This is a genomic window from Hyphococcus formosus (assembly GCF_046736345.1).
Classification (GTDB): domain Bacteria; phylum Pseudomonadota; class Alphaproteobacteria; order Caulobacterales; family Parvularculaceae; genus Hyphococcus; species Hyphococcus formosus.
The window spans coordinates 3,099,184-3,125,506 of the sequence record NZ_CP157210.1 but is presented as its reverse complement, the minus strand read 5'-3'; the positions used below and the strand labels follow the sequence as shown (position 1 = coordinate 3,125,506).

Sequence of the window (26,323 nt, the reverse complement as noted above, 5' to 3'; positions counted from 1 at the left end):
AATGCAACAGTACCGAAAGCAAAATATAGTCACTCCCGCATAGCGGGAATTTTAACCAATTCATAGCCCTTTTTTTGCCCAGATTTCGCCTTTATCGCCCAGCCGAAATGGTTAATTCCCACAAGCACTTACATCTTCTAGGGTTAATATGTTTCGCATATTCAGCGATTGCCGGTATCACTCGAATCAAAATCGCGAACCGCCAACAATCAGGAGGCCGTATGAGCCCGCATTCTCATCTTTTACGCGCACTATGTGCGACACTATTTGGGTTTACTTTGACTGCATGTGATGCGGACCAAAAATCAGCCCCCATCACATCGGATTCGCAGATTACGATCTTCACGGGCGGGCCGATTTATACTGGCGTCGATAACGCCCCTACCGCCGAAGCCGTCGCGATATCGAATGGCCAAATCCTTGCGGTCGGCACGCATGACATCATTATTGAGAGTGCAGGGCCCAATCCGGAGATCATTGACCTAAACGGCGCGGCGCTCTTTCCGGGATTTACCGATGCCCATGCTCATTTGCTCGGAATTGGCCTGAGAGAGATCACGCTAAATCTCGAAGGCACCGAATCGGCCGCAGCACTGACCGCCGCCGTGAAGCAGGCGGTTGAAAACGCCGATAACCCGAAAAGCATTATCGGCCGGGGCTGGATTGAAACCGGATGGCCCGAAGGCCGTATGCCGAACCGAAATGATCTAGACCCGGTGAGCGGCGACATTCCGGTTATCCTCATCCGTGCCGATGGTCATGCGCTGGTGGCCAACACCGCCGCCCTTGAGGCCGCAAACATTACGGATCAGACCGAAGACCCGGAAGGCGGGAAAATCGAGCGCGACGCCGATGGGCAGGCGACCGGCATCTTGATCGATAACGCGATGGCGCTTGTTCAATCCCTGATCGACACGCCGGACGAAGCGCAAAAGCGCGAGGCCTATGCGAAAGCCTCCGACGTCTATGCGGGGTATGGCTGGACGGGCCTTCATAATATGTCAGTCGATCCGCAAAATGTCGGCCTGATTGAGCAAATGTCAGATCAGGGCGAATTTGCGATCCGGGTTTATAATTCTATCGATGTGAGCGGACTTGAGGATTTGACTACGACAACGCCGCGCACCAGCAAGAACAATCATATCATTACCCGCGCAATCAAACTTTACATCGATGGTGCCCTCGGCTCTCGCGGTGCCGCGCTTAGCGAGCCCTATTCAGACCGTCCGGATAACTCCGGCCTTTTGTTGATGAAGCTAGAAGAGGCGGCACCGATTTTTGATACGGCAATCAATGCCGGCGTGCAGGTCAACACCCATGCGATTGGTGATCGCGGCAACACCCTCGTACTGGATTGGTACGAAAATACTTTCGCCGATCACCCCGACAAGAGCGACCTGCGTTGGCGCATTGAACACGCACAAATTCTTCATACAGATGATATTCCTCGCTTTGCGTCGATCGGGGTAATCGCATCCATGCAGCCATCACATGCGATTGGCGATATGTTTTTTGCAAAGGACCGCCTCGGCGAGGACCGGCTTGATGGTGCCTATGCCTGGCGGTCTCTGATAGATGCAGGCGTTGTGGTCGCCGGTGGCTCTGACGCACCGGTTGAACGCGGAGACCCGTTGATCGAATTCTACGCGGCCGTCGCGCGGCAATCGCTCGACGGATACAGCGATGACGATTGGCACCCGGAGCAAGCTGTCACCCGCGAGGAAGCGTTGAAAATGTTCACACTCTGGCCCGCCTATGCATCGTTTCAGGAGAATGTCATCGGAACGATCGAACCGGGGAAACGTGCGGATTTCACAGCGTTCTCAAAGGATATCATGACGATACCAGCAGAAGAAATTTTGACTGCAAAACCGGTGATGACCGTTGTGTCTGGTAATATCGTGTTTCAAGCCACTGAATAGGCAAGGCTTTTACCAGGCAACGCAACCAGCGGCTAAAGCGTATGCCCGTGCAATGATGTGATTGCGCGGGCCATTGCGCCTCCCCATATAGTGGGGGTGATGACATTTTGGCAGTTTCTCATCTTGTTCGCACTGATAGTTTTCGTGCTTTGGAACTTGTGGCATGCCATTCGCTCAATTGGTGACCAAGACGACGATTTCTAGAAGGAACGAACCCGGCGCATCGCCGTAACCACGTCAATAATAGGGCGCGGCAGTGAGCCGTTGTGATATCCACCAGATATTGCCAGCGATATCTTTAACACCGCCCTGACGATCCCCATACGGCATATCGGCGACATCCATGATTTTTACCATACCGCCTTTGACGGCTTGCTCCACGGCCTTATCGGCATCTTCAACATATAAGTAGAACGCGGTACGCGATGGCGGGAAACCACGTCCCGCCTCACTAACCATTATCGTTTCATCGCCGATGCGAATCTGACCATTCGCAAGGGCACCGCTATCATTCAGTGTCCGTCCTATTTCCATGCCGCCGAGTGCGCGAACCAAATGGTCCATATAAGCCAAAGCGTCTTGCGCAAAGATGTAGGGCGTGATTTGCGAAAATCCCTCGGGAATATGCATCTTGCCCTCCGTTAGATCGAACGCACCTTAGGCAGCGAAGAGTTGATCGATATTCTGGAAACATTTGAATTCCAGCGCGTTCCCGGCCGGGTCGAGCAAAAAGAATGTCCCTTGCTCTCCGGGCTCGCCTTTAAACCGAATACCCGGCTCGATAATAAATTCCGTTCCCGCCGCCTCAAGCCGCGCAGCGAGCGCCTTCCAATCGGCGGGGCTGAGCACAACACCAAAATGCTTCACGGGAACATTCTTGCCATCGACGGAATTGGTCACCGCCCGACCACATTCTTCCGGGGCCAGATGCGTCACCAATTGATGGCCGAAAAAATTGAAATCGATCCATTGATCGGACCGTCGCCCCCGCTCACATCCGAATTGATCGCCGTAAAAGGCTTCCGCCGCCGCGAGGTCATCGACGGGGATCGCGAGATGGAAAATAGATCCGGGATTAACTGACATTGCTTATGCCTCTTTTTTCATGACAGATTGAAATGGCCAATTAAAACCATAAGTGAATGGCCAGGATTTGCCTATGGGGCCATTGGGTCGGTATAGGCATCAAATCCATATTTTCAGGAGATCCCATTGCCGGAAAAATTCAAACGATTGACCGACACGTTTTTTGTCTCACCGCAGATTTCTCTTGATGAGGTATCGTCTGCTGCCGAGGCGGGTTTCGCCCTTATCGTCAATAATCGCCCGGATGGAGAGATGGCGGGCCAACCGCCCTCGGCGGATATCCAAGCGGAGGCGGAAAAAGCCGGCATAAAATACGTGTATATCCCAATCGACGGCCGCGGCCTGTCGCTCAGCCATATTTCTGCCCTTAAAAGCGCTATAGATGAAACTAATGGCGGCAAGGCAATAGGCTATTGCGCTTCGGGCACGCGCTCGGCAATTTTATATTCCTATCTCGCCGCCTTTGAAGGGCGACCAAGTGAAGACATTATTGCCGATGCCGCAAATGCCGGTTTCAACATCAGCCAGCATGGACCGGCGCTCGATAATTTGGCCGCGCGCGCAAAAACAGACGACGAGTAAAAGATGAATGTAATTGTATTGTTGCTTACCGCCGTACAGGCGCTTGACCCTTATGCCCCGCCGGAAATTCGTAAAATTCCAACATGCACCTGCCCTTCGACGCCGGAAGCCGGCGTCATTCTATTAGATGGATATGTCATTGATGCCGAGATGACGCTTGCGCCGGATGGTCTCAATACGAATGATCGAATGGCCACCATTTTCGATGTAAAGTCTTCGAACGATCCGTCCTATAGCGGCCGCACACGGGTATGGCACGAAACCACCGAAGACAAATGCGGTATCACTTTTGATTATGGCCGGAAATATTCGGTGACCGTCCGCGTCATTGATGGCGATCAGCTAGAGACTGATCGCTGCTTGATGAATCAATAATGGATAATAATTCTGGCGCTTGAAGCCGCAGCGGGAATAACAATCGTTTCCGTCAAGGTCACGCCGCAACGCAACACCGCCATGTCGCGCCCATCTTCGTCGGTTGCGCGGCCGTCTTGCCCTTCACCGCAATCGAGAAAGCTACCGCGCTCTTTTTCGACCACATAAAGATAATGCGGCGGCGCAGCGACATAGGCGCGATCAGTAATACCGCCTGATCCATCCCCCATGGAAATACTGCCCATAGATCCCGCAAAGGCTGGCGCGCTAAAAAGGGCCAAGGTTAACAGTGCCGTGAAAATAAATACGGCATGACGCGGGAAATGTTTTACTTCGGTACACATGCCCGCTTTGTCGCAATATCTGCGCCGCCTGCCGCATCATCACATTTTAGCGGCTCACCAAAGCTTTATTTCCTTGTCTTAGACGGAAAAGCCATGTTGATTGCGATACGGCGAACGGGCTGGCGGAGACCCTATGTCTATTTTTGGCGAGTTTAAAATTAACAATAATCAGCTGGTTGCGATTGAAACCGGCGCAGAAATACCGCTGAACCGAGAGTTTGCGCTGGATGCCTGGCGGATGGCCACATTCGTTTGGGTAATCAATGCGCTCAGAGCGACCCGCAAGATGCGCGGCAGAGAACCACGAGCACGTATTTCGTTCTTTCCGAAAAAGCCGCGATCCTATTACGCCATCTGGCCCGTATGCCAATTAGCAGACGTAAAAATTGTTGATGATCCGGCGGAAGCGGATCTCCATTTTTATTTCGAAGACCGCGAATTTCTGACCGCGCCGCGCCAAGCCCCATCAAACAAGCCGTCCCTGAACATTGGCTGTTTCGACATTCGCAAAAGCGTTGTCGCGCGCGCTTTTGAAGAAGTTTTCGGTTATGGGCTGACCATTGAACCGACAACCTTTGTCGGCACTGCTGTTGAGAAATCCGAAGCCAATGGCAAGCATGATGGTCGCTTAATCGAATGCCCGATTGCGGCTCCCAAGCAAGGCCATGTCTACCAGCAAGTCATCGAGAATACGTTCGATGGGATCGAGCATGTCGATATCCGTACACCAATCGTTGGCGGCAAGACGACACCTTATGTATTTCTGAAACGGCGCACCAAAGAACGTCGCTTCACCAATGATAACCACCGCGTTGACCTAGCCCCGATCGACGCAATGCTTTCGGCTGACGAGCAGGAAAAAATCACCGCCTTTGCAAGAACAATGCGGCTTGATTTTGGTGGCCTTGATGTCTTACGTAACCGCAATGACGGACGCATTTATATCGTCGATGCAAACAAAACCGATATGGGGCCGCCGTCAGCCATGCGTGCACAAGATAAACTGACCGCGATGCGTGGCTTGGCAAAAGCCTTTGCGGAAATGGTCGATGAGAAGTTAAAGGCGGAATAAGTTGCCCGCGATTCCTTTTGTAAAAGACATTCACTTCACCCCCGGAACGCCAGATCTGTTGCGCCCCGGTGTGCGGCGGGTTATCGCCAATAATCCCGGCCCTTTCACCTATACCGGTAGTGGAACCTATATCATCGGCACGGGCGACGTTGCGGTCATCGATCCGGGCCCTGATGATGATGAACATTTAGCGGCGCTTTTAAAAACCCTTGATGCGGAAAAAGTCACGCATATCCTCGTGACCCATACCCACCGCGATCATTGCGCATTGGCACGAAAATTCGCGGATGCGACGGGTGCGCCCATATTTGGCTTTGGTGCGCATCCGGTAAAAGATTTGAAAATAGATGCCCCGGCGCTGGATGAAGGGGCGGATTATAATTACGCCCCCGATGAATTGATCGCTCACGGCGAGGTTCTAACGGGCAATGACTGGTCTTTAGAGGTCGTCCACACGCCCGGGCACCTATCGAACCATCTGTGTTTTTCGATGCCCGCTGAAAAAGCCCTCTTTACCGGCGATCACATCATGGGCTGGGCGACGACGGTGGTTGCACCGCCTGATGGTGACATGAACGCCTATCTCGAAAGCTTGGCAATTTTACTTAAGCGCGACGACGAGGTGTATTTTCCGACCCATGGCGCGCCCATCGACAATCCAAAACGATTTGTTCGGGCCGTCAGAACGCATCGCTTAATGCGCGATGCGCAAATCATCGATCAGATCAAAAATGGCCGCACCCGGATCAAAGAAATCGTGACGGCGATGTATGCAGATGTTGATAAACGCCTTCATGGCGCGGCGGCGCTGAATGTTTTGGCGCATCTAATCCGTCTTGAGAAAAATGGCGTGGTCAAATGTGACGGCGAACCGGGAATGAAATCAGAATACCGGCCCGCCGAATAGGATATTACTTATTCGCTTTTTCGTAAGCCTTGCTGAATTTTTGCCAGGCTTTCACAACTTCTGTCTCGGATTCGACGGTTGCGTTGAAGTCTTTTAGCGCCTGTTTGCGGACTTCGATATCAAGCTCGACATTATCAGAAATTGCGGTCACACATTCGCGATACTCGCCCAGCTTGGCCTGATAGTCCTTAATCGCCGCGATTGTCGCTGCGCGATCTTCTGCGGTTGCGGTTTTTGGATCCGGCATGACTGGCGCTTCTGCTTCCAGCACGCAATCATTGGCCATTGCTGCACCACTGGCCAAAACAAAAGCGGCAGCCGCGCCAATAATAGATTTCATCATAATCGTTCCCTTCCCTTGGACCTCAGAAAATAAATGACCATAAACAATTCAAAACGAATTATGCAAATTTGACTACGGATATAATCTTACAATTTCCCAATCTGCTTTGGCGTCTTCGCGGCGATAGCAAAGACGATCATGCAGGCGGAACGGGCGATTGACCCAAAATTCAATTTCCAGCGGTAATAATCGGTAGCCGGACCAGTTCTCCGGACGGGGTACCTCGCGGTCGCTCCATTTCGCATCCAGCTTTTCAATATCGCGCTTCAACTTTTTCGGATTGTCCATAATACGCGATTGCGCCGATGCATGCGCCCCGAGTTGCGCCCCGCGAGCCCGTTTCGCGAAATAGGCATCGGCTTCCACGGTGCTGACCGGAGTGACTGTACCGCGGAAACGAACCTGTCGGCGAATCGATTTCCAATGAAAACAGACTGCGGCATTTGGCACTGCGGCAAGTTGTTCACCCTTGGCGCTATCAGTATTGGTGAAAAAAGTCAGGCCACACGCATCAAAATCCTTGAGCAGAACCATGCGCACATCTGGCATACCTGACTTGTCCACGGTCGCGAGCGCCATAGCATTGGGGTCATTGATCTCTTTTTCCCGTGCCAAGGTCAGCCAATCCGCGAATAATGCGGTCGGATCGCTAATCGTAAAAACGTCGCCCTGATCTTCGTCGGCACTATAGGCTTCGGTTGAGGGGCTTGGCGGGATAATATCGGACATTGACGGTTCCTTTGCCGCTCCCGATAAGGGAAGGGAATTATGAAGAAAATGCCTTTAGGGCTATAACGCGCTCATTAAGGGCCACGGCTTAATACGGATCAAGCATGTCTTTCAACAGTTTTGGCAAAGCCTTTCGCTTCACAACCTGGGGCGAATCTCACGGACCTGCCCTCGGGGTCGTCATCGATGGGTGCCCGCCGGGCCTGTTATTACGGGCCGAGGACATCCAATCGGCGCTCGATAAGCGCAAGCCGGGCACCTCAAAATTCGTGACCCAGCGGAAAGAACCGGATTCGGTTAAAATTCTTTCTGGCGTTTTTGAAGACGACCGGACCGATGGCCCGCGCACGACCGGAACGCCAATTAGCCTGATGATCGAAAATGTCGATCAACGCTCGAAAGACTATTCAGATATACGTGACAAATACCGCCCCGGCCATGCGGATTTCACCTATGACGCGAAATATGGCTTTCGTGACTATCGCGGCGGCGGTCGGTCATCCGCCCGCGAAACCGCTGCGCGTGTCGCCGCCGGTGTCGTTGCAGAAAAAGCGCTTGAGGCGGTTCTCGGGTCGGCAGTGACCATCCGCGCCTGCATGGTGCAGATGGGACCGGACAAAATTGATCGCGCCAATTTCGATTGGATGGAAGTCGATAACAATCCGTTCTGGTGTCCCGACGCAAAGGCGGCCGAACGCTGGGCCGAACAGCTAGATGCGGCGCGCAAATCCGGCTCCTCCATGGGGGCGGTGATCGAAGTCGTTGCCACTGGCGTTCCAGCGGGCCTCGGCGCGCCAATTTATTCAAAGCTGGACGCAGACCTTGCCAGCGCGATGATGTCGATCAATGCGGTGAAAGGCGTTGAAATCGGTGCCGGATTTGAGGCCGCTGCACTTTCAGGCGAAGAAAACGCTGATGAAATCCGCATGCGGAATGGTGCGCCTGATTTTCAGTCAAACAAAGCTGGCGGCATTTTGGGCGGTATTTCAAGCGGTCAAGATGTGGTTGTTCGCTTCGCCGTGAAACCGACCTCATCAATCCTGACGCCGCGCGATACGATCACCACACAAGGTGAAGATACCACCGTCCAAACCAAGGGCCGTCATGACCCATGCGTGGGTATTCGCGGCGTTCCCGTTGGCGCAGCGATGATGGCGCTGGTGCTGGCGGATCACGCCCTCCTCCACCGTGCGCAGTGTGGGCGCTGATAAAATCGTTCCCAACGCAGATCATAGCCGCTACGCTCGGCGCATGAAGAAAATTGCCTACATAGCTCTGCCGCTCATCGTCTTATTTGGCGTTCTTGTTTTATTACGCACACCGGATACCGACCCAGTTGCGATGGCGGAGAAATACACCAATGCCGAATCGCAATTCGCCGATAATGGCGCAGGGCTTCGGGTACATTACCGCGACCAAGGCAACCCGGATGGCATTCCGATTGTATTGATCCACGGCACATCGGCATCACTTCATAATTGGGAACCACTTGTGGCGCTGTTGGGTGATGAATATCGCATCATCACCTATTCCCAACCGGGCCACGGATTAACAGGTCCGCATCCGGAAGATAATTATCAATTCTCCGGCATGGCCGACGCGATTGATCTATTGGTCGAGACACTTGACCTCGACCAGTTCGTTTTGGGCGGCAATTCTATGGGCGGTTGGGTTTCTTGGCGTTATGCCGTCGCCAACCCGGATAAGGTCAGCGCACTCATTTTGCTAGATGCTTCGGGCATGCCGCTGCGCGACGGTGAAGAAAACCCGCCTCTGAATATTGGATTCAGGTTATTAGGCACACCCATTGGCCGCTTTTTAATGCAGCAATATACACCCCGCGCCCTTGTTGAGCGTTCTGCATTGGAAAGCGTATCGGTTAAATCCATCATCACCGATGAAATGGTTGACCGTTATTGGGAACTATTGCGCCTGCCCGGCAACCGAAAAGCCGCAGCACTCAGGGCACGCGCCGACCGCGAAATTCACTTTGCAGAGGAAATCCGCAAATTGACCATTCCCACCCTGATTATATGGGGTGCGGAAGATCAGCTCATCTATGCGAGTGCGGTAAAGAGCTTTTCAGAACGCCTGCCCCATGCCGAGGCAGTTATCTATCCGGGCATTGGTCATCTTCCGATGGAAGAAGCGCCGGAACAAACGGCCCAAGACATAGACAAGTTTTTAGAGACGCATTTCCCAGCGGGCGAATAAATCGCGAACCTATTTCGCTTTTTCGAAAGCTGTCACCTTGGTCAAGAACGCAACCGTTTCTTCGGTCTTTTTCAATCCGACCGCAGCAGAAAGCGCAGAAAGATCAGTTCGGCAATAGCTGTCATAATAGGGCTCATGAAACCCGCGCGGAAAATTCTCCAGCAGGACATCAAAGCCCGGCTCATCACCATATTGGATAGTATCCACAAGGATCATCACGCCGCCCGGCTTTAATAACCGTGCAACTTCGGTCATGACCTCTTTCCGTACCGATGGCGGCAATTCATGAAATAGATAAACCGCCGTTATGACATCATATGAATTTTCTCGAAGTCCGGTTTTCTCTGCGGCTTCTTGTACTAAACGCACATGTTTGAACTTACCCAACCGCGATTGTGCCTTACTGAGATAGGCCGGAGATAAATCAAGCGCAGTCACCGGCAAGGCCGGCCAGTTATCTTTTATGGTCTCTAAAAATCGTCCGACGCCGCAACCCAAATCAAGAAAGCTCGCTTGCGCAATATCGCGCTGCGCCAACGCACGGCGAACAAACGGCAATGCCTGGCGGCGCATCGCATCTGCGGCCCCGGTGAACAGGGTTTCCACCTGCATGTCATAACGCTCGGCTGAACTTTCACTGAGCCAGCCATCGGTTTGATAGTGGAAATTCTGAAGGTAATAGCGCGGAAATTTTTCACGCAGTGTTTCTGTCAAAACTTCCGAATGCCCGCGCGCATATTTCCGCCGCGCAACTTTGCGCGCATCGTTTAAATAATCGCGGCTTTCGCGCCACAAACGCCCTACCGCCGGCAATTGTCGAGACTCTTTCGGAAGGCGATACTCGCCCTCGGCAATGTTTTTCCAATCGCGCTGAAAAAGCTCGCGAAAGGCCGTTTTCAATCGGGCGCGATCAAGTGGCCCAAACTCCTCCGCATAGGGCGCATCACCGGGGTCTGTAAGCGGCCCCATAAGACGACGCCCATAGGCATAATGTCCGGTATACCATAACACCCGTGCGGCCTGAGAGGCGCTATAGGCCGCGCGTTTTGCGCCATTCGCGATCATCGTGTTTAGCGGTGCCACGGGTCATCCTTTTCGAAATACCCCAACAAGCTCGACATGGGCAGCATACACGAATTGATCAACCGGCGTCACGTGCGACAGGTGGTAGCCACCTTCGATTAATTTTGCCGCATCACGCGCGAAGCTGGCCGGGTTGCAAGAAACCCCAATAATGACAGGGACTTCACAGGATGCCAGTTGTTTTGCCTGGGCCGAAGCCCCGGCACGGGGCGGATCAAAAATGACCGCATCAAAATCTTTTAGCTCATCGGGGACCAATGGCTGTTCAAACAAATTACGTTTATGCGCCTTGACGGGATGACGACGATCCGCGCGCCTTGCGGCAATGTCGAGCGCCTCAATCGCCGGGCCTTCGATGTCAAATGCGTGGACTTCAGTGTCAGCAATAAATGAAAATGTTCCGCAACCGGAGAATAAATCTGCAACGCGCCTCGCCTTTGCGATATGCGGTTTCACAAGATCAACGAGCGCTTGTTCGCCCTCACGACTGGCTTGTAAAAAAACACCCGGCGGAATTGTAATGTCTACACCGGACAATGATATAACCGGCTCCGAAAATACGACGATTGGCAGATCGCCAATGGATAACCGGATGAATTCATGATCGCGCGCCGCATCGATCAATCGCGAGAGCGCCGCACCGAATAGGTCTTCGTCAACATCGCTGCCCGTCAAAGATACATCCAAGCCATTGTCACACTGCGTGACCATTATATTGAATTTCTGCCAGTTTTCCGGTGTCGCTGCGGCGAGGGCTTTGAGCGCCGGGATCGCAGCGTTAAGGCCGGGTGACAAAACAAGACACGCATCGATATTCACGAGCGTGATCGAACCACGCTCAAAAAAACCGAGATGGATTTGCCCCTTGGTTTTGCGAACCGCAAATTGCGCCCGCCGGCGGGTGTTCGGCGGACAGGAGATCATTGGGGCTACTATTGACCTAGCGATTCCGACGCGCTCGAGCGCCGTTGTAACCGTCTCGCATTTCCAGCGCTTGTAAAATTCGGATGTGATGTGCTGAACCGAGCAGCCGCCGCATTTGCCATAATAAGGGCATGGCGGCTGTGTCCGATCCGGGCCGGGCGCGATGAGTTTTTCAAGACGCCCCCGATCACCACGATAGCGGATTTTAACCTCATCTCCGGGGACCGTGTACGGAATATGTATGCGCTGATCCGCAAGCCCGGCGATGCCATCGCCGCGATGACCAAGCGTTTCTATGGTGACGCTCGCAACATGTTCGGGCAATTGCTTTTTCCGGCGCGGCCGCTGTTTATTATTGTTTTGTCGCGCCAAGAAGAAATTCCTTATTGCCGTCGCCCCCTGCGATCGGACTATCGATTGTTGTCACCACTGACCACCCGGCCTGTTCGTTCACCCATGCGGTGATGTCGTCAGGAACGGGTTCACTTAATCCCGGTTTGACAATCCCGCCCTTACCCAGCCCGGCTTTTCCTACCTCGAATTGTGGTTTGACGAGCGCGGCGAGCATCGCCCTTTCGCCCGCCAAGGCCAAAGCAAATGGCAATGCTTTTTTCAAGCTGATGAAACTAACGTCACAAACAATAAGATCAATCGGATCAGGTATAATCGCCGGGTTCAGATCTTTTGCATGTGTCTTTTCAAGATTGATCACCCGGTCATCGGCAACAATTCGTGGATGCAATTGCCCCTGACCAACATCAACCGCATAGACCCGCGTCGCCCCTCGCCGCAATAAAACGTCGCAAAACCCGCCCGTCGACGCGCCCAGATCAAGGCAGGTTTTGTCGTGCGGATTGAAATCAAATGCGTCAAGCGCGGCTTCGAGTTTCAATCCACCGCGCGAAACATAATCATGCACAGCGCCAATGATGCGTACTTCGGCACCGTCCGGCACTTTCTGCGCGGCTTTGGTCGCAATGTTCCCGCCAATCAGCACCAACCCCGCAGTGATAGCCTCCTGCGCGCGGGCACGGCTCTCGAAAAAGCCATTCTGTGTTAGATATTGATCGAGCCGCATTGGATCTCTTTTCCTGTCGTTCCCTCTCTTTAGCGCGTCATCGACCGGGCGAACAGAGTTCGCCTGATCTAACGTTCATGTGATCGCGCGGAACATACACCGCCTCATCGTGTTGGGCCTTTGTGTCATCCGGGCACAAAATAGACGTAAAGGAGAATTCATGAGTAAGCTTGAGAACAAAAAGATCGCAATCATTGCCACCGATGGCTTTGAGCAATCAGAGCTGTTTTCGCCACTCGATGCACTAAAAGAGGCCGGCGCGAAGGTCGATGTTGTTTCCGTAAAGTCAGGTGAAATCCAAGGGGTTGAACATGGCGAGAAAGGGAAATCGATCAAGGTCGATCAGGAAATCGCCCATGCCGACATCAATGAATTTGATGGTATCCTGATCCCCGGCGGCCTTTATAATCCAGATGCGCTAAGGCAGAATGATAAAGTCCTTTCATTCGTACGCGGTGCATTCGAACGAAAAATGCCCGTCGCCTCTATCTGCCACGGCCCGCAGGTTCTGATTAGTGCGGATGTCGTTAAAGGCCGGAAGATGACAGGCTTTGCCGCGATCCAAAAAGATTTGGAGAACGCAGGCGCAAATGTAACAGATGAAGAGGTGGTTGTGGACCAAGGTCTGGTCACCAGTCGCAACCCGGATGATTTGGCGGCATTTAACCGCAAAATCGTCGAGGAGTTTTGCGAAGGCAAACACGACCGGCAAGCAAAATCAGTTGCGGCCTAGAAAAAAGCCCCGCTCTAAGCGGGGCTATTTTTTATCCGTGTAAGTTGACGACGTTCGATGAAACGCCCAAGGCCTGCCTCGCCCGCTCAACAATGCTCGCAGCATCAAGCTGGGCCTGTTGATACATTTTTGCGGGGCTATCTTGATCTTGGAAAATATCCGGCAAAGTCATAGTCCGCACTTTCAGACCGCTATCAAGAACACCCTGATCCGATAGATAGTGCAGCACAAACGCACCAAACCCACCACGAGACCCTTCTTCGATCGTGATCAGAACCTCATGATTACGAACCAGTTGCATGATCAAATCCTGATCCAACGGTTTGGCAAAACGCGCATCCGCAACAGTCGTTGAGATGCCTTGCGTTTCTAACGTCTCTGCAGCTTTCAAGGCTTCGGCGAGACGACCGCCCAGCGCAAGCAGCGCAACCTTCGTTCCTTCCTGCATGATCCGGCCCTTACCGATCTCGAGGATTTTACCTTTTTCCGGCAGGTCAACGCCTACGCCTTCACCGCGCGGATAGCGGAAAGCGATTGGGCCCTCGTCATATGCGGCCGCTGTCGCCGTCATGTGAACAAGCTCTGCCTCATCACCCGCTGCCATGATGACCATGTTCGGCAAACAGCCGAGATAAGCGAGGTCAAACGCACCGGCATGGGTTGAGCCATCAGCGCCGACAAGACCCGCGCGGTCCATCGGCATCCGAACCGGCAAGTTCTGGATCGCAACGTCATGCACAACCGAATCATACGCGCGCTGCATAAAGGTCGAATAAATCGCCGCAAAGGGACGCATGCCATCGGCTGCCAAGCCCGCCGCAAAAGTAACCGCATGTTGTTCCGCGATACCAACATCATAACAACGGTCAGGATAGACATCGGCGAACATATCAAGGCTGGTCCCCGAAGGCATCGCAGCGGTTATGCCGATAATCTTATCGTCTGTTTCCGCTTCCTTGATGAGCGCTTTGGCGAATACTTTTTGATAGGCTGGCGCATTCGGCGTGCCTTTTTGCTGCTTGCCGGATACGACATCAAATTTCGCAACGCCATGATATTTGTCGTGCGATTGCTCCGCAGGCGGATAACCAGCACCCTTGCGCGTGACCACATGCACTAGAACGGGGCCATCTTTCATGTCACGGACATTTTCAAGGACAGGCACCAATTGGTCGAGATTATGACCATCAATCGGCCCGACATAATAAAAGCCCAGCTCTTCGAACAATGTGCCGCCGGAAACCATACCGCGACCATATTCTTCGGCTTTGGCCAGCTGATTATAAATCGCTTTAGGAAGGCGTTTTGCGAGCTGTTTGCCAAATGAACGGAAACCCTGATAGACGCCGGAGGACGATGCCCGTGCGAGATAGGCGCTCATTGCCCCGACTGGCGGCGCGATCGACATGTCATTATCGTTCAAGATAACGACAAGCTTCGACCCCAAATGACCGGCATTGTTCAGCCCTTCATAGGCCATACCGCCGGACATAGAGCCATCACCGATAACCGCAATTGAAGTGGTGTCTTTCTTGAGGTGACGCGAAGCTTCGGCAAAACCGGTTGCCGCTGAGATCGATGTCGCCGCATGCGCCGCGCCAAACGGATCATATTCGCTTTCAGAACGCTTGGTGAAACCCGAAAGCCCACCACCCTGGCGCAAGGTGCGGATACGATCACGACGACCGGTCAGGATTTTATGCGGATAGCACTGGTGGCCAACATCCCATACGAGTTTGTCGTCCGGCGTATTAAACACATAATGAATCGCTGTCGTCAGTTCGACAACACCAAGACCGGAACCGAGATGCCCGCCCGTAACCGAAACAGCGTCAATCATCTCCGCGCGCAATTCATCGGCCAACTGGCGCAATTGCGATTTCTCAAGCTTGCGCAAATCCGCTGGGAATTTGACAGTGTCCAGAAGCGGCGTCTCTACAGCCATGATCTACCTCGTTGTAATTCTGCGCCTCAATATTCAACAGTAATAAGGGCGCTATCCCCAAGACCTTGAAAATAAATGGCCCTGTTTCGGCGATAACCAAAGAAGGCGTCGAAATTGAGACGACCGTTCTAGCGCTTTACGAATTTTTCTCCACCCCTTTTTGAGCGAAACCATTGCGCGTGGATTACGATTTCGCAGCGATTGTTGCCAAACAGTCGCGAGGCCCAAAATGCCCATACATACTGCGCTAACGCGTTGCACCTTGCCTTTGAGGGGCGCATCCTGCGCGATATGACCTTCTGTTGCGAGCAGGCCTTATGACAACGAAAGCCGATAAATCTTGCGTGATCATAGGCGCTGGCGATGCGACTGGTGCCGCAATCGGTCGCGCCTTCGCCCGCGAGGGTTTCGCTGCCTGTCTCAGCCGCCGACCGCGCCATAGCGAGGCCCTGGAAGCATTGGCACAATCAATACGCGCAGATGGCGGAGAGGCACACGCGCTACCGGTGGATGCCCGTGACGAAAGTGCAATGATTGCGCTTTTTGAAGAGATTGAGCGCGATATTGCGCCGGTGGAAGTCGCGGTTTTCAATATCGGCGCGAATGTCAATTTTCCAATCACGGAAATGACCGCCCGGGTCTATCAAAAGGTTTGGGAAATGGCCTGTTTCGCCGGCTTCCTGATGGGGCGCGAAGCCGCACGGGTCATGACCAAGCGCGAACGCGGGACCATTATTTTTACGGGCGCTACCGCCAGCATTCGGGGCGGTATCGGCTATGCGGCCTTTGCCGGTGCCAAACACGGCTTGCGGGCCCTCGCGCAATCAATGGCACGGGAACTTGGGCCGAAAAATATTCATGTCGCACACGTCATCATCGATGGCATGATCGATTCTGATTTCATCCGCCAGATCCATCCTGATGCGAATGCAGCGCGCGCAGAAGACACAATCCTGTCCCCCGACGAAATCGCCAAGAATTATGTATGGCTCCATAATCAACCGCGCAGCGCGTGGACACACGAACTCGACCTACGCCCGTGGAAAGAGAATTGGTAGGTACAAAGATGAAACCTGAAGCGATCGAATTTTTCTACGATTATGGCAGCCCGAATGCCTATCTCGCCTATAAATTACTTCCTGGCATCGCTGAGAAAACGGGCGCGACCATTACGTTAAAGCCGTGTTTATTGGGCGGCATATTCAAAGCCACCAATAACCAATCACCCTTCGTGGCCTACGCCCAGGTCAAAGGAAAGCTAGCTTACGAACAGCTTGAAATGGCGCGTTTTATCAAAAAGCACGGTATTTCCTTTGCGTATAATCCAAACTTTCCGGTCAATACGCTTTTGATCATGCGCGGTGCGATGGTCGCGCAGCGCGACGACTTCCTCGAATCTTATACGGATGCAGTTTTCGATTTCATGTGGAAAGACCCACGCAAAATGGATGACCCCGAGATCGTAAAAGCGACATTGACCGAAGCCGGGTTTAACGGATCGGGCATTTTGGCCGCGACGCAAGATCCGGAAATAAAAGCGGCATTGATCGATCAAACCAACACAGCGGTCGAGCGCGGCGTCTTTGGCATGCCGACATTTTTTGTGGGTGATGAGATGTTCTTCGGTAAGGACCGGCTCAAACAGGTGGCCGAAGCGATCACCGAGGGTTGAGTTTATTCAAAACTCGCCGCTTCGGTTTTGGGCTTGCCGTCTGCGCCTACAACGATCTTCTCGATTTTTTCTTGCGCCGCTTTCAGCGTGGTCTCGCAATGGGCCTTGAGCGCCGCACCACGCTCATAAAGCGCGATTGAATCCTCAAGTGCAGCCTGCCCGCTTTCGAGCTTTTGAACGATAGATTCAAGCTCAGCGAGGGCGTTTTCAAAAGAAAGGGTCGATATGTCGTCAGGTTTCTTTGCCATAGGAACGGTTTAGCGGCGGCCACCGACCCATGGCAAGCCCGAATTTTCCGCCCCGAATATCCGCATTACTGCGGGGACAGAGATTGACCCCAGCCCATAACTCAATATGACCCACCCTCATGAGCAAAATTTCCCAAGCAGAATATGACGTAGCGATTATTGGTGCCGGTGCCGCTGGTATGATGGCCGCAATTGAAGCCGGGCGCCGTGGCCGCAGCGTTTTATTGATTGATCACGCCAAGGCACCGGGCGAGAAGATCCGCATTTCCGGTGGTGGTCGATGCAATTTCACCAATACTCGGACCAGCGCGGCCAATTTCATCTCGGACAATCCGCATTTTTGTAAATCCGCGATTAAGCGATTCACGCCGGCTGATTTCATCAAATGGGTCGATCAGGCCAATATCGCATGGCATGAAAAGACACTTGGCCAGCTCTTTTGTGACGGGTCTTCAGTTCAAATCATCAATATGCTGATTGATCACTGCCGGGACGCAAATGTCGAAATGCATTTATCCACCGAAGTTACGCGGGTTGAGAAAAACGCTGATCGCTTTCATCTAATGGCAAGCGAAGGGCCCGTTGTCGCGACATCGCTGGTGATCGCGACCGGCGGCAAATCCATTCCGAAAATGGGCGCGACCGATTTTGCTTATCGGATCGCAGATCAATTTGACATCAACGTTGTTGAAACGCGGCCCGCGCTGGTGCCGCTGACCTTTGGGCCTGAGCTTTTGGAACAAACAAGTACGCTCAGCGGGATCAGCGCTGATGCGGAAGTCAAACATAAGAAAACCACCTTCCGCGAAGCTTTATTGTTTACCCATCGCGGCATATCGGGCCCGAGCATTTTGCAGATTTCTTCCTATTGGCGCGAAGGCAACGAAATTGAGATCAATCTTATTCCTGATCTCGATCTGTTTTCGCTGCTAAAGGCGGAACGGACAACAAATGGCAAGCTCGCGCCGCAAACTGTGCTATCGCGTCACCTGCCAAAGCGCCTCGCCGAATGGGTATTGAGCGGTAAGCAATTTCCGCAAAAATTCGGTGACTTATCGGATAAACACCTGAAACAATTGGCCGATGCCGCTCATCATTGGCGCGTCAAACCGGTCGGTAGCGAGGGATATCGCACCGCCGAAGTAACTCTGGGCGGTATAGACACCAATGCGCTTTCGTCAAAAACGATGGAAGCAAAGTCTGTAAGCGGACTTTACTTCATCGGCGAGGCCGTGGATGTCACCGGCTGGCTCGGCGGCTATAATTTCCAATGGGCTTGGGCAAGCGGCTGGGCCGCCGGACAGGTGGCCTAACGCAAAGCGCAATTCGCCCGCGCCTATTCAGCGGCGGCGTGCGCGCGGACCTCGTTCTTAACGCCTGGCGGTTCATAAATTCGCCATGACCAATAATGATGGCCGCCATGGTGCTCCGTGCACGTCCAGCCATCTTTACGCAGATGCCTGCCGATCATCCAATTCAAATAGCCATGCGCGCAAAGCAGCACATCGCCATGCTCGGCATGGGCCTCAAGGTTTTTCGCAATCTTTGCGACCCGTTGCCAGGCATCCTGATTGCTTTCAACACCATCGGGGGCATGGCCCAGAACCCACCAAAGCCGCGATAGCACGCCCCAATGGGCCGGTTGCAATTTTACGAAATCGGGAAATGGCGGTGGCGGGAGCGGCGCTTCCACATAGATCGAATCAGCGGGGACCTCTCGTGCACCCTTAGTGGCCATGGAAGCCGTTTCGATTGCACGCGGCAAGGTTGACGAAATGACGGTCTTTGCATTCGCCGCCAATTCGACCAGATTTTCTGGTGGTGCCTCACCGGGGGCAAGGCCGCTTTCGTCATAGCGGGCCCACCAGTCGCCATATTCTCGCGCAGTGATTTTCACGTCCCGAGATAAATCAGGACGCCCGTGGCGTGCGGTGATTATGCGTCCAATCATGAGTCCATCGATTCGCTGATTTATTCTTATGGCGTATTTTTTATAGTGCCATCAAGGCTTTGACATGGGCCGAAACGCTGGAGGCCAGCGCGGGCAAATCATAACCCCCTTCAAGAATGGAAATCAGTCTCCCCTCAGCCTTATCTTTGGCAATTGCCCCAATTTCGCTGGTAATCCAAGCAAAATCTTCCTCGATCAACGATAAACCACCCAACGGATCGGCGCTATGGGCGTCAAAACCCGCAGAAATAACAATAATTTCCGGCCCAAATTCCGAAAGCGCTGGTAATAGGTTTTCGCCCCATGCTCGGCGAAACGCCTCGCCATCCGCACCCCGCTCCAACGGGGCATTGGCAATATTATCGAAAGCACCTCGATCACTCTGCCGTCCGGTGCCCGGATATTGCGGCCATTCATGTGACGACGCATAGAATGCGCCTTCATCATGCCAAAATGCGGCTTCCGTTCCGTTGCCGTGATGAACATCGAAATCAACAACCGCTACGCGCGACACGCCATGCGCCGCGCGGGCATGTAGAGCGGCGACCGCCGCCCCGTTAAATAGACAAAACCCCATCGCACGATCAGGCTCAGCATGGTGCCCCGGTGGCCGCGCCGCGATGAACGCATTTTTTGCATGTCCACTGAATAGTGCATCGACCGCATCAATGGCACCGCCCGCGGCGCGCAAAGTTGCGTCCAGCGAAGACGGCCCCGCAAACGTATCCGCGTCAAACTGTGCGAGACCGCTTGAGGGAATTTTACTTTCTATCCGCTCGCGAAAAGCAGTTGGGTGCACGCGCTCTATCTGTTCTGCGGTCGCGCGCGGCGGCATGCACCGTTGGAGCTGCGAGAATTCCTCCGCATCCAACGCTTTTTCAACTGCACGATACCGTCCCGGATGTTCAACATGACCGGGTGGAACCTCATGGCGCGCAAAAGACGCGTGGGTATAAAGTAAAGTTGACATCACCTTACCGACATCATTGCATATTCCACCGGGCCACGACACTATATCTGGATAAAAACCCCTAAGGGAAATTCATCATGCCTCAATTCGACATGATTGTCATTGAACCGAACGCAGCAAGAGACTTTGAAACCCATACCGCCGGAACGCCCTTAAGAGAGGGCGGCGGTGACGAGACTTACCGTTGCGGCGGATGCAAAACAAAATTGCTTGTGAACGTCGACCACCACGACGCCCATGGTGCGATTATCAAATGCGGAAAATGCGGAAAATTCAACCGCGAACCGCACCACCACTAACCGAGCGGCCACCCGTCTTCGCGCGTGCTTTCCACATTGACCGTATCACCAACGTGAACAGCACCCTGATTGCGCACGATTGCATTCCAGCCAAACAAAACCCCAGGCGAGTCAGGATGCGCGGAGCGGCGGATCTGGCCCAATGTTTTTAACGGGTCCCGCCCCGTAACCTCGCCAGTTTGCGGATCTCTGGTTGTTATGATGCAACGGCTACAAGGTTTAACGAGGTCAATTGTGACCTCCCCTATTTGCAAGCGCGACCAATGATCTTCTGCCCAAGGGTCGGCACCATCAATGACAATATTGGGCCGAAACCGCTCCATCGCAATTGGTTCGCCATTTCCGGATTCTCGTATGTCTTCGTTAAGCGCAGCCAAGGAAGACATAGACGTTACCAGAACCGGATACCCGTCAGCGAAACTAACAGGCGTTCTTTCACTCCACTTAGCGCTCGTTTTGCGCTCGGCTTCATCATCCATGTAGAACAATCGTGCGTCGCGCCCGATGGCTTGGCTAATCCAATTCTCGGCGATCTCGCTCGCCCGTAATGCTTCTACGGTATCATGCCAAACCGTTACGGCTTCGCGCTGATGCGATGACGGAAAACCTATTTCTATTGAGTTTGATCCGTCTACCGATAAAACCAGTCCCGCATCGGTAACCTGCGCCCCGATGCGGGCAAGCGCCCCACAATTGCGTTGCGTGAGAAAATGATTGTCCGCATCAGTGATCATCCAGCGGCGGTCGCGCGTTAAACCCCGCCATTCGAGGAAGGTTCGCTCTAGGCGAATGCCGCGACAGCTCTTTACCGGGTAGATATGGAGTGACGCGACATTCATCTTCCTTATCCGAGCATGCTATCCATAAGGGTTTCGGCAACACCCGGTGGCGGCGTTGATTCATCAGGGACAAAGAAATCCGGTGCTAATTTCTTGGAAGAATCGACGCGATATTTTTCAAAATCGGTGACGCCATTCTCATAAAGGAAGGTGTCATCGATAATGAAATTGCCTGAAAATTCTTTTGATGGTTTCGTAAAAATAAGATGCGCAGCGTCAGAGAGAATATCGACCGTACGCGACGCCTGCATCATTGCCTCACCACCGAGTGCGAACTTGACGGCCGCCGTGGCGATCGCTGTTCTCGGCCATAGTGCATTAAATGCGATGCCGGCATTTTTATATTCTTCGGCCATGCCCAGAACGCACATGGACATTCCGAATTTCGCCATCGTATAGGCCACATGCCCGCCGAACCATTTGGGCCGCATATCCAGCGGCGGCGAAAGCATCAAGACATGGGGGTTGTCCGACTTTTTAAGATGAGGGATACAAGTTTTAGAGGTCAAAAATGTACCACGCGCATTGATTTGATGCATCAAATCCCAGCGCTTCATATCGGTTGCTTCGGTACCCGTCAGCGAAATCGCAGACGCATTGTTGACGCAAATATCGATGCCGCCAAATTTCTCGACCGTCGCATCGACCGCCGCCTGAACCTGATCTTCATACCGAATATCGCAGACCAGCGGTAACGCCTTGCCGCCGGCAGCTTCGATTTCCTCTGCAGCCGTATAAATTGTGCCCGGTAGGTGTTTGTGCGGTTCCGCGGATTTGGCCGCAATTGCGACATTGGCACCGTCTTTTGCGGCGCGCAACGCAATTGCGAGGCCAATTCCACGTGACGCGCCTGTGATGAATAAAGTCTTGCCGTTGAGATTGCCCATCGACCTGTCCTTCCTAATGAATTGCTGGCTTTATCAATAAAACCAGCAAACACTGAGGTCCATATTTCTTGGCAGTTTAGGAACCGGACGCAACGATAGACCAAACCGCAATGCCGCAGACCATGCGGCATTGCGGATATGTATTTAGAATTTGCGCTTACGACGCGCTTTTTCGACCTCTTCCCAAACCCGCAGCGAATTGCCGCCAAGAATTTTCTCGATCGCGGCTTCGTCGTAACCGCGTTCCAGTAAGCCATCGACCAATACCGGGAAAGACCGTACATCCTTCAATCCGGTGGGCAGGCTGTCGCCGACACCATCATAATCCGTACCAAGACCGACATGATCTATACCTGCGATTTCTACGGCACGGTCAATATGGTCCAAAACATTTTCGAGTGTCGCGAATGGATATGGATTAGATTCAGACCAGACTTCGCGGAATGCAGCGATTTCTTCACTCGTCATTTTACGGCCCAGCTTTTCCTCTTCGGCGGCTTGGGCGGCTGAACGGGCATCCGAATATTTATTCGCTTCTTCCGTCAGGAACGCGGAACCATAATTGATCATGATCACGCCGCCATTGTCACTGATCTTTTTGGCAAGCTCGTCAGAGAGGTTCCGCTCAAAGCCTGGCGTAAAATGACGCATCGAAGAATGCGACGCGATCACCGGCGCGCGCGTCACATCTAGAACATCTTCAATGGCCCCGTCTGACAGATGGCTAACGTCGACCATGATGCCAAGATCATTCATCGCATCCACAAGCTGGAAGCCGAATGGCGACAAACCACCCCAACGTTTATTATCGTCATAGGACGAATCCGAGATGTGATTGGATTTTGAATGCGCCAACGTGATGTAACGAATGCCGCGGTCGTAAAAATGTTTGAGGTTCTTTAAGTCGCCTTCGATCGGAGAGCCATTTTCCATGCCTAAGGGCAAAGCGATCTTGCCAGCCTTGAATATCCGCCGCACATCTTTTGGCGAATAGGCAATTTCGTATTTGTCAGGATATTGAGCGGCCACACCTTCGATCAGGCCAATCAAAATATCCGCCCGCGCCTTTGCGCCGCCTGCCTCTTCATAGGTCGCGGCCACATAAATTGACATGAAAGGCGCGTCGAGCCCGCCCTCTTTCGCCCGCTCGAAATCAAACTCAGCGGTTTTCTCGCCAGTCGAAAGGTCAGCGCCCTTGGTGACAACATGCATCGGCGCATCAACATGGCCGTCCACAATAATATATTTATGTGCAATTTCGACCGCGCGTTCAGACGGCGCAGCGTCAGCAGTCGCAGGAAGCACGCCAGCGGCTAAAACGAAGGGAAGAACAGGCAATAGGTGTTTCATCAAGTCTACTTTCCAATATCAGAGCGCAACGAAGCCAACTCACTCGAATCACAATTTGTGCAGGAAGCTTATATCAAATCAACCCGAAAACCGCTGCTCTGCGCGAGCCATTTTTTATTCAGGCGTGTAATTGAGGATCGGCCCCAGCCAGCGCTCGGCCTTGCTTAATGGCCAATTTTTTCGATTGGCGTAGTCTTGGACTTGATCTTTTTCAATCTTGCCAACCGCAAAATACGCCGATTGTGGATGCGCAAAATAAAGGCCTGATACACTTGCAGGCGGCGTCATGGCACAACTCGAGGTTAGCGAGACGCCCGCGCGTTTTTCAGCCTCAAGCAACTTGAACAAAGTTTCTTTTTCGGTGTGATCCGGTTGCGATGGATAGCCCGGTGCGGGACGAATGCCATCGTATTTTTCCTCGATCAATGCATCACAGTCGAAGCTTTCGTCGGGCGCATAGCCCCACAATTTCCGCCTTACGCGCTCATGCAACAATTCAGCGAACCCTTCGGCAAATCGGTCCGCCAAGGCCTTCACAATGATTGATGAATAATCATCGTTGTTCTTACGAAACGCCTCTGACCGTTCAGCCTCGCCGTGCCCTGCGGTCACACAAAAACCGCCAATCCAATCATCACCGACGGATTGGGGACGCAGGAAATCAGACAGTGCCATATTTGTATTTTCGAATTCTTTTTTCATTTGCTGACGCAAAGAGAAAAAGCGGGCTAACTCCTTCTCTCGCTCATCATCTGTCCAAAGAACAATATCATCACCCTCGGCATTCGCAGGCCAAAAGCCCACGGTACCGCGAAGGGACAGCCATTTTTCGCTAACCATTTTATCAAGGATAACTTGCGCATCACGCCAAAGACTACGGGCCGCCTCACCACGCTTGTCGTCATCAAGGATCTGCGGATAGCGGCCTTTAAGGTCCCAACTCATGAAGAACGGGGTCCAGTCCATATAGGGCAGAACATCTTCGAGAGAGACGTCATCAATGGTTTGAACACCTAATAGATTTGGCTTTGCTGCTGGTTTCGACCAGTCAAGCTGCATCGCCTGCGCCCGCGCGTCGTCAATCGCCAAACGCTCCTTGCGGGCCCCGCCCGATCGCGACTGGCGAATTTTCTCGTATTTGTCCTTGGTTTTTTCCCAAAATCGCGGACGCTCTTCATCAGACAGCAGCGCAGAAACGACGCCAACCGCCCGGCTCGCATCAGCCACATGGACCGTTGGCGCATTTTTAAAACCCGGTTCAATTTTCACCGCAGTATGCGCAGGCGACGTCGTCGCGCCGCCAATTAAGAGCGGCATGGTCATATTTTGACGCTGCATCTCCGCGCCAACGAAAACCATTTCATCGAGCGACGGCGTAATCAGACCTGACAGGCCAATAATATCGACGTCGTTTTTCTTGGCTTCTTCCAAAATGGTTTCTGCAGGAACCATAACGCCAAGGTCGATCACCTCATAGCCGTTACATTGCAAAACAACGCCAACGATATTCTTGCCGATATCGTGGACATCACCCTTGACCGTGGCCATCAATACTTTGCCGTTCGATTTATCAGCAGTACCAAGCCGCTCTTTTTCCTCTTCCATATACGGAAGAAGATGGGCAACAGCCTGTTTCATGACCCGCGCAGATTTCACAACCTGCGGCAGGAACATTTTACCGTCGCCAAAAAGATCGCCAACAACGCCCATGCCGTCCATCAACGGACCTTCAATCACATGCAACGGACGCTCCGCTTCCAAGCGCGCTTCCTCGGTGTCTTCAATGATATATTCGTTGATACCGTGCACCAACGCATGGGACAGGCGTTCTTTCACGCTGCCTTCACGCCAGCTCAAATCTTTTTCCTGTACCGCGCCTTTTTGTCCGCGATATTGTTCGGCAATTTCCAATAGGCGGTCAGTCGCATCATCGCGGCGGTTCAGAATGACATCTTCGACGCGTTCGCGTAATTCGGGATCAATATCGTCATAAATATCGAGCTGACCCGCATTGACAATCGCCATGTCCATACCGGCCTTGATGGCATGATATAGAAATACCGAATGCATCGCACGGCGAACGGGTTCGTTACCACGAAACGAGAACGAGACATTTGACAAACCACCAGACACATGCGCGCCTGGCAATTCATTCCGTATACGTTTTACCGCATCAATAAATGCGCGCGAATAGTCATTATGTTCTTCGATGCCGGTAGCGACAGCAAAAATATTCGGGTCAAAAATGATGTCTTCCGGCGGAAAACCAACCTCATCCACCAATAATTTATAGGCGCGCGTACAAATCCGCACTTTTTCGTCTGCGGTTTCGGCTTGCCCTTGCTCGTCAAAGGCCATCACAACCGTCGCAGCACCATAGCTGCGGATAATCCGAGCCTGTTTCAAAAACGGCTCTTCACCTTCTTTAAGCGAGATCGAATTAACGACCGCCTTACCCTGTACACATTTCAGGCCGGCTTCGATCACTTCCCACTTAGAGGAGTCGATCATGATCGGCACACGCGCGATATCGGGCTCAGCCGCCAACAGGTTCAAGAAAGTCTGCATGGCCTCAACGCCATCAAGCATCCCTTCATCCATATTGACGTCAATAATCTGCGCACCATTCTCAACCTGCTGCCGCGCGACTTCTACAGCGTCGGGATAGCGACCCTCGGTGATCATTCGGCGGAATACAGCGGACCCGGTTACATTTGTCCGCTCACCGATATTTACGAAGCTGGCAGTTTGATTGGTCATCACAAATTTT

At 52.9% G+C, this 26,323-nt stretch carries 28 protein-coding genes; 12 read left to right on the top strand and 16 right to left on the bottom strand.

Features of this window, described 5'->3' with window-relative positions; translation table 11 throughout:
- Positions 1–221 precede the first annotated feature (221 nt).
- Positions 222–1,922 (top strand): amidohydrolase, encoded by a 1,701-nt coding sequence (locus tag ABFZ83_RS14575; protein WP_411817281.1) that lies wholly within the window; start codon positions 222–224, stop codon positions 1,920–1,922.
- A gap of 237 nt (positions 1,923–2,159) precedes the next feature.
- Here ABFZ83_RS14575 and ABFZ83_RS14570 read toward each other — a convergent pair whose 3' ends face one another.
- Together ABFZ83_RS14570 and ABFZ83_RS14565 are read right to left on the bottom strand one after the other, a co-directional pair.
- Positions 2,160–2,552: a VOC family protein gene (locus ABFZ83_RS14570; protein ID WP_411817280.1), complete on the bottom strand. Its 393-nt coding sequence runs from the start codon at positions 2,550–2,552 to the stop codon at positions 2,160–2,162.
- Between the two features lie 27 nt (positions 2,553–2,579).
- On the bottom strand, positions 2,580–3,008 hold the full coding sequence (locus tag ABFZ83_RS14565) for a VOC family protein (RefSeq protein ID WP_411817279.1): 429 nt from the start codon (positions 3,006–3,008) through the stop codon (positions 2,580–2,582).
- Between the two features lie 126 nt (positions 3,009–3,134).
- Here ABFZ83_RS14565 and ABFZ83_RS14560 point away from each other — a divergent pair, with 126 nt between their 5' ends.
- Positions 3,135–3,590: a TIGR01244 family sulfur transferase gene (locus tag ABFZ83_RS14560; protein WP_411817278.1), complete on the top strand. Its 456-nt coding sequence runs from the start codon at positions 3,135–3,137 to the stop codon at positions 3,588–3,590.
- Between the two features lie 3 nt (positions 3,591–3,593).
- Positions 3,594–3,965: a hypothetical protein gene (locus tag ABFZ83_RS14555; protein ID WP_411817277.1), complete on the top strand. Its 372-nt coding sequence runs from the start codon at positions 3,594–3,596 to the stop codon at positions 3,963–3,965.
- Here ABFZ83_RS14555 and ABFZ83_RS14550 read toward each other — a convergent pair.
- The gene (locus tag ABFZ83_RS14550) at positions 3,959–4,309 is read right to left on the bottom strand and encodes a hypothetical protein (RefSeq protein ID WP_411817276.1); all 351 of its coding nucleotides are present in this window, start codon (positions 4,307–4,309) and stop codon (positions 3,959–3,961) included. The two genes, ABFZ83_RS14555 and ABFZ83_RS14550, sit on opposite strands and share 7 nt — an antisense overlap.
- 133 nt (positions 4,310–4,442) lie before the next feature.
- On the opposite strand from ABFZ83_RS14550, the gene ABFZ83_RS14545 reads away from it, so the two are divergent.
- Together ABFZ83_RS14545 and ABFZ83_RS14540 are read left to right on the top strand one after the other, a co-directional pair.
- A complete protein-coding gene (locus tag ABFZ83_RS14545) occupies positions 4,443–5,381 on the top strand; it encodes a hypothetical protein (RefSeq protein ID WP_411817275.1) in 939 nt (312 codons plus the stop codon).
- Position 5,382: 1 nt separating this feature from the next.
- Positions 5,383–6,288, top strand: coding sequence for an MBL fold metallo-hydrolase (locus tag ABFZ83_RS14540; RefSeq protein WP_411817274.1), 906 nt, complete (start codon positions 5,383–5,385; stop codon positions 6,286–6,288).
- A gap of 4 nt (positions 6,289–6,292) precedes the next feature.
- Here the strand turns inward: ABFZ83_RS14540 and ABFZ83_RS14535 are convergent, their stop codons facing one another.
- Together ABFZ83_RS14535 and pdxH are read right to left on the bottom strand one after the other, a co-directional pair.
- Positions 6,293–6,631 carry a hypothetical protein gene (locus ABFZ83_RS14535; RefSeq protein ID WP_411817273.1) on the bottom strand — a complete coding sequence of 113 codons (339 nt, stop codon included), beginning with the start codon at positions 6,629–6,631 and terminating at the stop codon, positions 6,293–6,295.
- Between the two features lie 72 nt (positions 6,632–6,703).
- Positions 6,704–7,360: a pyridoxamine 5'-phosphate oxidase gene (gene pdxH / locus ABFZ83_RS14530; protein ID WP_411817272.1), complete on the bottom strand. Its 657-nt coding sequence runs from the start codon at positions 7,358–7,360 to the stop codon at positions 6,704–6,706.
- 104 nt (positions 7,361–7,464) lie between these two features.
- Here pdxH and aroC point away from each other — a divergent pair, with 104 nt between their 5' ends.
- A complete protein-coding gene (gene aroC / locus ABFZ83_RS14525; protein ID WP_411817271.1) occupies positions 7,465–8,568 on the top strand; it encodes a chorismate synthase in 1,104 nt (367 codons plus the stop codon).
- 43 nt (positions 8,569–8,611) lie between these two features.
- On the top strand, positions 8,612–9,574 hold the full coding sequence (locus tag ABFZ83_RS14520) for an alpha/beta fold hydrolase (protein ID WP_411817270.1): 963 nt from the start codon (positions 8,612–8,614) through the stop codon (positions 9,572–9,574).
- 9 nt (positions 9,575–9,583) lie between these two features.
- Here the strand turns inward: ABFZ83_RS14520 and ABFZ83_RS14515 are convergent, their stop codons facing one another.
- From ABFZ83_RS14515 to ABFZ83_RS14505, 3 genes are read right to left on the bottom strand one after another with little or no spacing between them, the layout of a single operon-like run.
- Positions 9,584–10,657: a class I SAM-dependent methyltransferase gene (locus tag ABFZ83_RS14515; protein ID WP_411817269.1), complete on the bottom strand. Its 1,074-nt coding sequence runs from the start codon at positions 10,655–10,657 to the stop codon at positions 9,584–9,586.
- Positions 10,658–10,660: 3 nt separating this feature from the next.
- A complete protein-coding gene (locus ABFZ83_RS14510) occupies positions 10,661–11,905 on the bottom strand; it encodes a class I SAM-dependent RNA methyltransferase (protein ID WP_411817268.1) in 1,245 nt (414 codons plus the stop codon).
- Between the two features lie 28 nt (positions 11,906–11,933).
- On the bottom strand, positions 11,934–12,659 hold the full coding sequence (locus ABFZ83_RS14505; RefSeq protein WP_411817267.1) for a TlyA family RNA methyltransferase: 726 nt from the start codon (positions 12,657–12,659) through the stop codon (positions 11,934–11,936).
- 160 nt (positions 12,660–12,819) lie between these two features.
- On the opposite strand from ABFZ83_RS14505, the gene ABFZ83_RS14500 reads away from it, so the two are divergent.
- Positions 12,820–13,392, top strand: coding sequence for a type 1 glutamine amidotransferase domain-containing protein (locus ABFZ83_RS14500; RefSeq protein ID WP_411817266.1), 573 nt, complete (start codon positions 12,820–12,822; stop codon positions 13,390–13,392).
- Between the two features lie 31 nt (positions 13,393–13,423).
- Here the strand turns inward: ABFZ83_RS14500 and dxs are convergent, their stop codons facing one another.
- Entirely contained in the window at positions 13,424–15,337 is a 1,914-nt protein-coding gene (dxs, locus tag ABFZ83_RS14495; RefSeq protein ID WP_411817265.1) for a 1-deoxy-D-xylulose-5-phosphate synthase, read from the bottom strand.
- 317 nt (positions 15,338–15,654) lie between these two features.
- On the opposite strand from dxs, the gene ABFZ83_RS14490 reads away from it, so the two are divergent.
- Together ABFZ83_RS14490 and ABFZ83_RS14485 are read left to right on the top strand one after the other, a co-directional pair.
- Positions 15,655–16,395, top strand: a complete 741-nt coding sequence (locus tag ABFZ83_RS14490) for an SDR family oxidoreductase (RefSeq protein WP_411817264.1) — start codon at positions 15,655–15,657, stop codon at positions 16,393–16,395.
- Positions 16,396–16,403: 8 nt separating this feature from the next.
- Positions 16,404–17,009, top strand: coding sequence for a 2-hydroxychromene-2-carboxylate isomerase (locus ABFZ83_RS14485; RefSeq protein ID WP_411817263.1), 606 nt, complete (start codon positions 16,404–16,406; stop codon positions 17,007–17,009).
- A 2-nt stretch (positions 17,010–17,011) separates the two neighbouring features.
- On the opposite strand, the gene ABFZ83_RS14480 is transcribed toward ABFZ83_RS14485, so the two are convergent.
- Positions 17,012–17,257 carry an exodeoxyribonuclease VII small subunit gene (locus ABFZ83_RS14480; protein ID WP_411817262.1) on the bottom strand — a complete coding sequence of 82 codons (246 nt, stop codon included), beginning with the start codon at positions 17,255–17,257 and terminating at the stop codon, positions 17,012–17,014.
- Positions 17,258–17,376: 119 nt separating this feature from the next.
- On the opposite strand from ABFZ83_RS14480, the gene ABFZ83_RS14475 reads away from it, so the two are divergent.
- Positions 17,377–18,570, top strand: a complete 1,194-nt coding sequence (locus ABFZ83_RS14475) for an NAD(P)/FAD-dependent oxidoreductase (RefSeq protein WP_411817261.1) — start codon at positions 17,377–17,379, stop codon at positions 18,568–18,570.
- 23 nt (positions 18,571–18,593) lie between these two features.
- Here ABFZ83_RS14475 and ABFZ83_RS14470 read toward each other — a convergent pair whose 3' ends face one another.
- The gene (locus tag ABFZ83_RS14470) at positions 18,594–19,208 is read right to left on the bottom strand and encodes a histidine phosphatase family protein (RefSeq protein ID WP_411817260.1); all 615 of its coding nucleotides are present in this window, start codon (positions 19,206–19,208) and stop codon (positions 18,594–18,596) included.
- A gap of 40 nt (positions 19,209–19,248) precedes the next feature.
- Positions 19,249–20,178, bottom strand: coding sequence for a histone deacetylase family protein (locus tag ABFZ83_RS14465; protein WP_411817259.1), 930 nt, complete (start codon positions 20,176–20,178; stop codon positions 19,249–19,251).
- A gap of 77 nt (positions 20,179–20,255) precedes the next feature.
- Here ABFZ83_RS14465 and ABFZ83_RS14460 point away from each other — a divergent pair, with 77 nt between their 5' ends.
- Positions 20,256–20,477, top strand: a complete 222-nt coding sequence (locus ABFZ83_RS14460) for a hypothetical protein (RefSeq protein WP_411817258.1) — start codon at positions 20,256–20,258, stop codon at positions 20,475–20,477.
- Here the strand turns inward: ABFZ83_RS14460 and ABFZ83_RS14455 are convergent.
- From ABFZ83_RS14455 to metH, 4 genes are all read right to left on the bottom strand, one after another.
- Positions 20,474–21,316: an MOSC domain-containing protein gene (locus ABFZ83_RS14455; RefSeq protein ID WP_411817257.1), complete on the bottom strand. Its 843-nt coding sequence runs from the start codon at positions 21,314–21,316 to the stop codon at positions 20,474–20,476. The genes ABFZ83_RS14460 and ABFZ83_RS14455 overlap by 4 nt on opposite strands.
- Before the next feature lie 5 nt (positions 21,317–21,321).
- Positions 21,322–22,203, bottom strand: coding sequence for an SDR family oxidoreductase (locus ABFZ83_RS14450; protein WP_411817256.1), 882 nt, complete (start codon positions 22,201–22,203; stop codon positions 21,322–21,324).
- Between the two features lie 144 nt (positions 22,204–22,347).
- Positions 22,348–23,553, bottom strand: a complete 1,206-nt coding sequence (locus ABFZ83_RS14445; protein ID WP_411817255.1) for a dipeptidase — start codon at positions 23,551–23,553, stop codon at positions 22,348–22,350.
- 114 nt (positions 23,554–23,667) lie between these two features.
- A complete protein-coding gene (metH, locus tag ABFZ83_RS14440) occupies positions 23,668–26,313 on the bottom strand; it encodes a methionine synthase (RefSeq protein ID WP_411817254.1) in 2,646 nt (881 codons plus the stop codon).
- Positions 26,314–26,323 lie beyond the last annotated feature (10 nt).

What these genes read in the sequence shown, in the direction of transcription:
- ABFZ83_RS14575 (WP_411817281.1), top strand. Translation starts at nt 222, where the DNA reads ATGAGCCCGCATTCTCATCTTTTACGCGCACTATGTGCGACACTATTT.
- ABFZ83_RS14570 (WP_411817280.1), bottom strand. Translation starts at nt 2,552, where the DNA reads ATGCATATTCCCGAGGGATTTTCGCAAATCACGCCCTACATCTTTGCG.
- ABFZ83_RS14565 (WP_411817279.1), bottom strand. Translation starts at nt 3,008, where the DNA reads ATGTCAGTTAATCCCGGATCTATTTTCCATCTCGCGATCCCCGTCGAT.
- ABFZ83_RS14555 (WP_411817277.1), top strand. Translation starts at nt 3,594, where the DNA reads ATGAATGTAATTGTATTGTTGCTTACCGCCGTACAGGCGCTTGACCCT.
- ABFZ83_RS14550 (WP_411817276.1), bottom strand. Translation starts at nt 4,309, where the DNA reads ATGTGTACCGAAGTAAAACATTTCCCGCGTCATGCCGTATTTATTTTC.
- ABFZ83_RS14545 (WP_411817275.1), top strand. Translation starts at nt 4,443, where the DNA reads ATGTCTATTTTTGGCGAGTTTAAAATTAACAATAATCAGCTGGTTGCG.
- ABFZ83_RS14535 (WP_411817273.1), bottom strand. Translation starts at nt 6,631, where the DNA reads ATGATGAAATCTATTATTGGCGCGGCTGCCGCTTTTGTTTTGGCCAGT.
- pdxH (WP_411817272.1), bottom strand. Translation starts at nt 7,360, where the DNA reads ATGTCCGATATTATCCCGCCAAGCCCCTCAACCGAAGCCTATAGTGCC.
- aroC (WP_411817271.1), top strand. Translation starts at nt 7,465, where the DNA reads ATGTCTTTCAACAGTTTTGGCAAAGCCTTTCGCTTCACAACCTGGGGC.
- ABFZ83_RS14520 (WP_411817270.1), top strand. Translation starts at nt 8,612, where the DNA reads ATGAAGAAAATTGCCTACATAGCTCTGCCGCTCATCGTCTTATTTGGC.
- ABFZ83_RS14505 (WP_411817267.1), bottom strand. Translation starts at nt 12,659, where the DNA reads ATGCGGCTCGATCAATATCTAACACAGAATGGCTTTTTCGAGAGCCGT.
- ABFZ83_RS14500 (WP_411817266.1), top strand. Translation starts at nt 12,820, where the DNA reads ATGAGTAAGCTTGAGAACAAAAAGATCGCAATCATTGCCACCGATGGC.
- dxs (WP_411817265.1), bottom strand. Translation starts at nt 15,337, where the DNA reads ATGGCTGTAGAGACGCCGCTTCTGGACACTGTCAAATTCCCAGCGGAT.
- ABFZ83_RS14490 (WP_411817264.1), top strand. Translation starts at nt 15,655, where the DNA reads ATGACAACGAAAGCCGATAAATCTTGCGTGATCATAGGCGCTGGCGAT.
- ABFZ83_RS14485 (WP_411817263.1), top strand. Translation starts at nt 16,404, where the DNA reads ATGAAACCTGAAGCGATCGAATTTTTCTACGATTATGGCAGCCCGAAT.
- ABFZ83_RS14480 (WP_411817262.1), bottom strand. Translation starts at nt 17,257, where the DNA reads ATGGCAAAGAAACCTGACGACATATCGACCCTTTCTTTTGAAAACGCC.
- ABFZ83_RS14475 (WP_411817261.1), top strand. Translation starts at nt 17,377, where the DNA reads ATGAGCAAAATTTCCCAAGCAGAATATGACGTAGCGATTATTGGTGCC.
- ABFZ83_RS14470 (WP_411817260.1), bottom strand. Translation starts at nt 19,208, where the DNA reads ATGATTGGACGCATAATCACCGCACGCCACGGGCGTCCTGATTTATCT.
- ABFZ83_RS14465 (WP_411817259.1), bottom strand. Translation starts at nt 20,178, where the DNA reads ATGTCAACTTTACTTTATACCCACGCGTCTTTTGCGCGCCATGAGGTT.
- ABFZ83_RS14460 (WP_411817258.1), top strand. Translation starts at nt 20,256, where the DNA reads ATGCCTCAATTCGACATGATTGTCATTGAACCGAACGCAGCAAGAGAC.
- ABFZ83_RS14455 (WP_411817257.1), bottom strand. Translation starts at nt 21,316, where the DNA reads ATGAATGTCGCGTCACTCCATATCTACCCGGTAAAGAGCTGTCGCGGC.
- ABFZ83_RS14450 (WP_411817256.1), bottom strand. Translation starts at nt 22,203, where the DNA reads ATGGGCAATCTCAACGGCAAGACTTTATTCATCACAGGCGCGTCACGT.
- ABFZ83_RS14445 (WP_411817255.1), bottom strand. Translation starts at nt 23,553, where the DNA reads ATGAAACACCTATTGCCTGTTCTTCCCTTCGTTTTAGCCGCTGGCGTG.
- metH (WP_411817254.1), bottom strand. Translation starts at nt 26,313, where the DNA reads ATGACCAATCAAACTGCCAGCTTCGTAAATATCGGTGAGCGGACAAAT.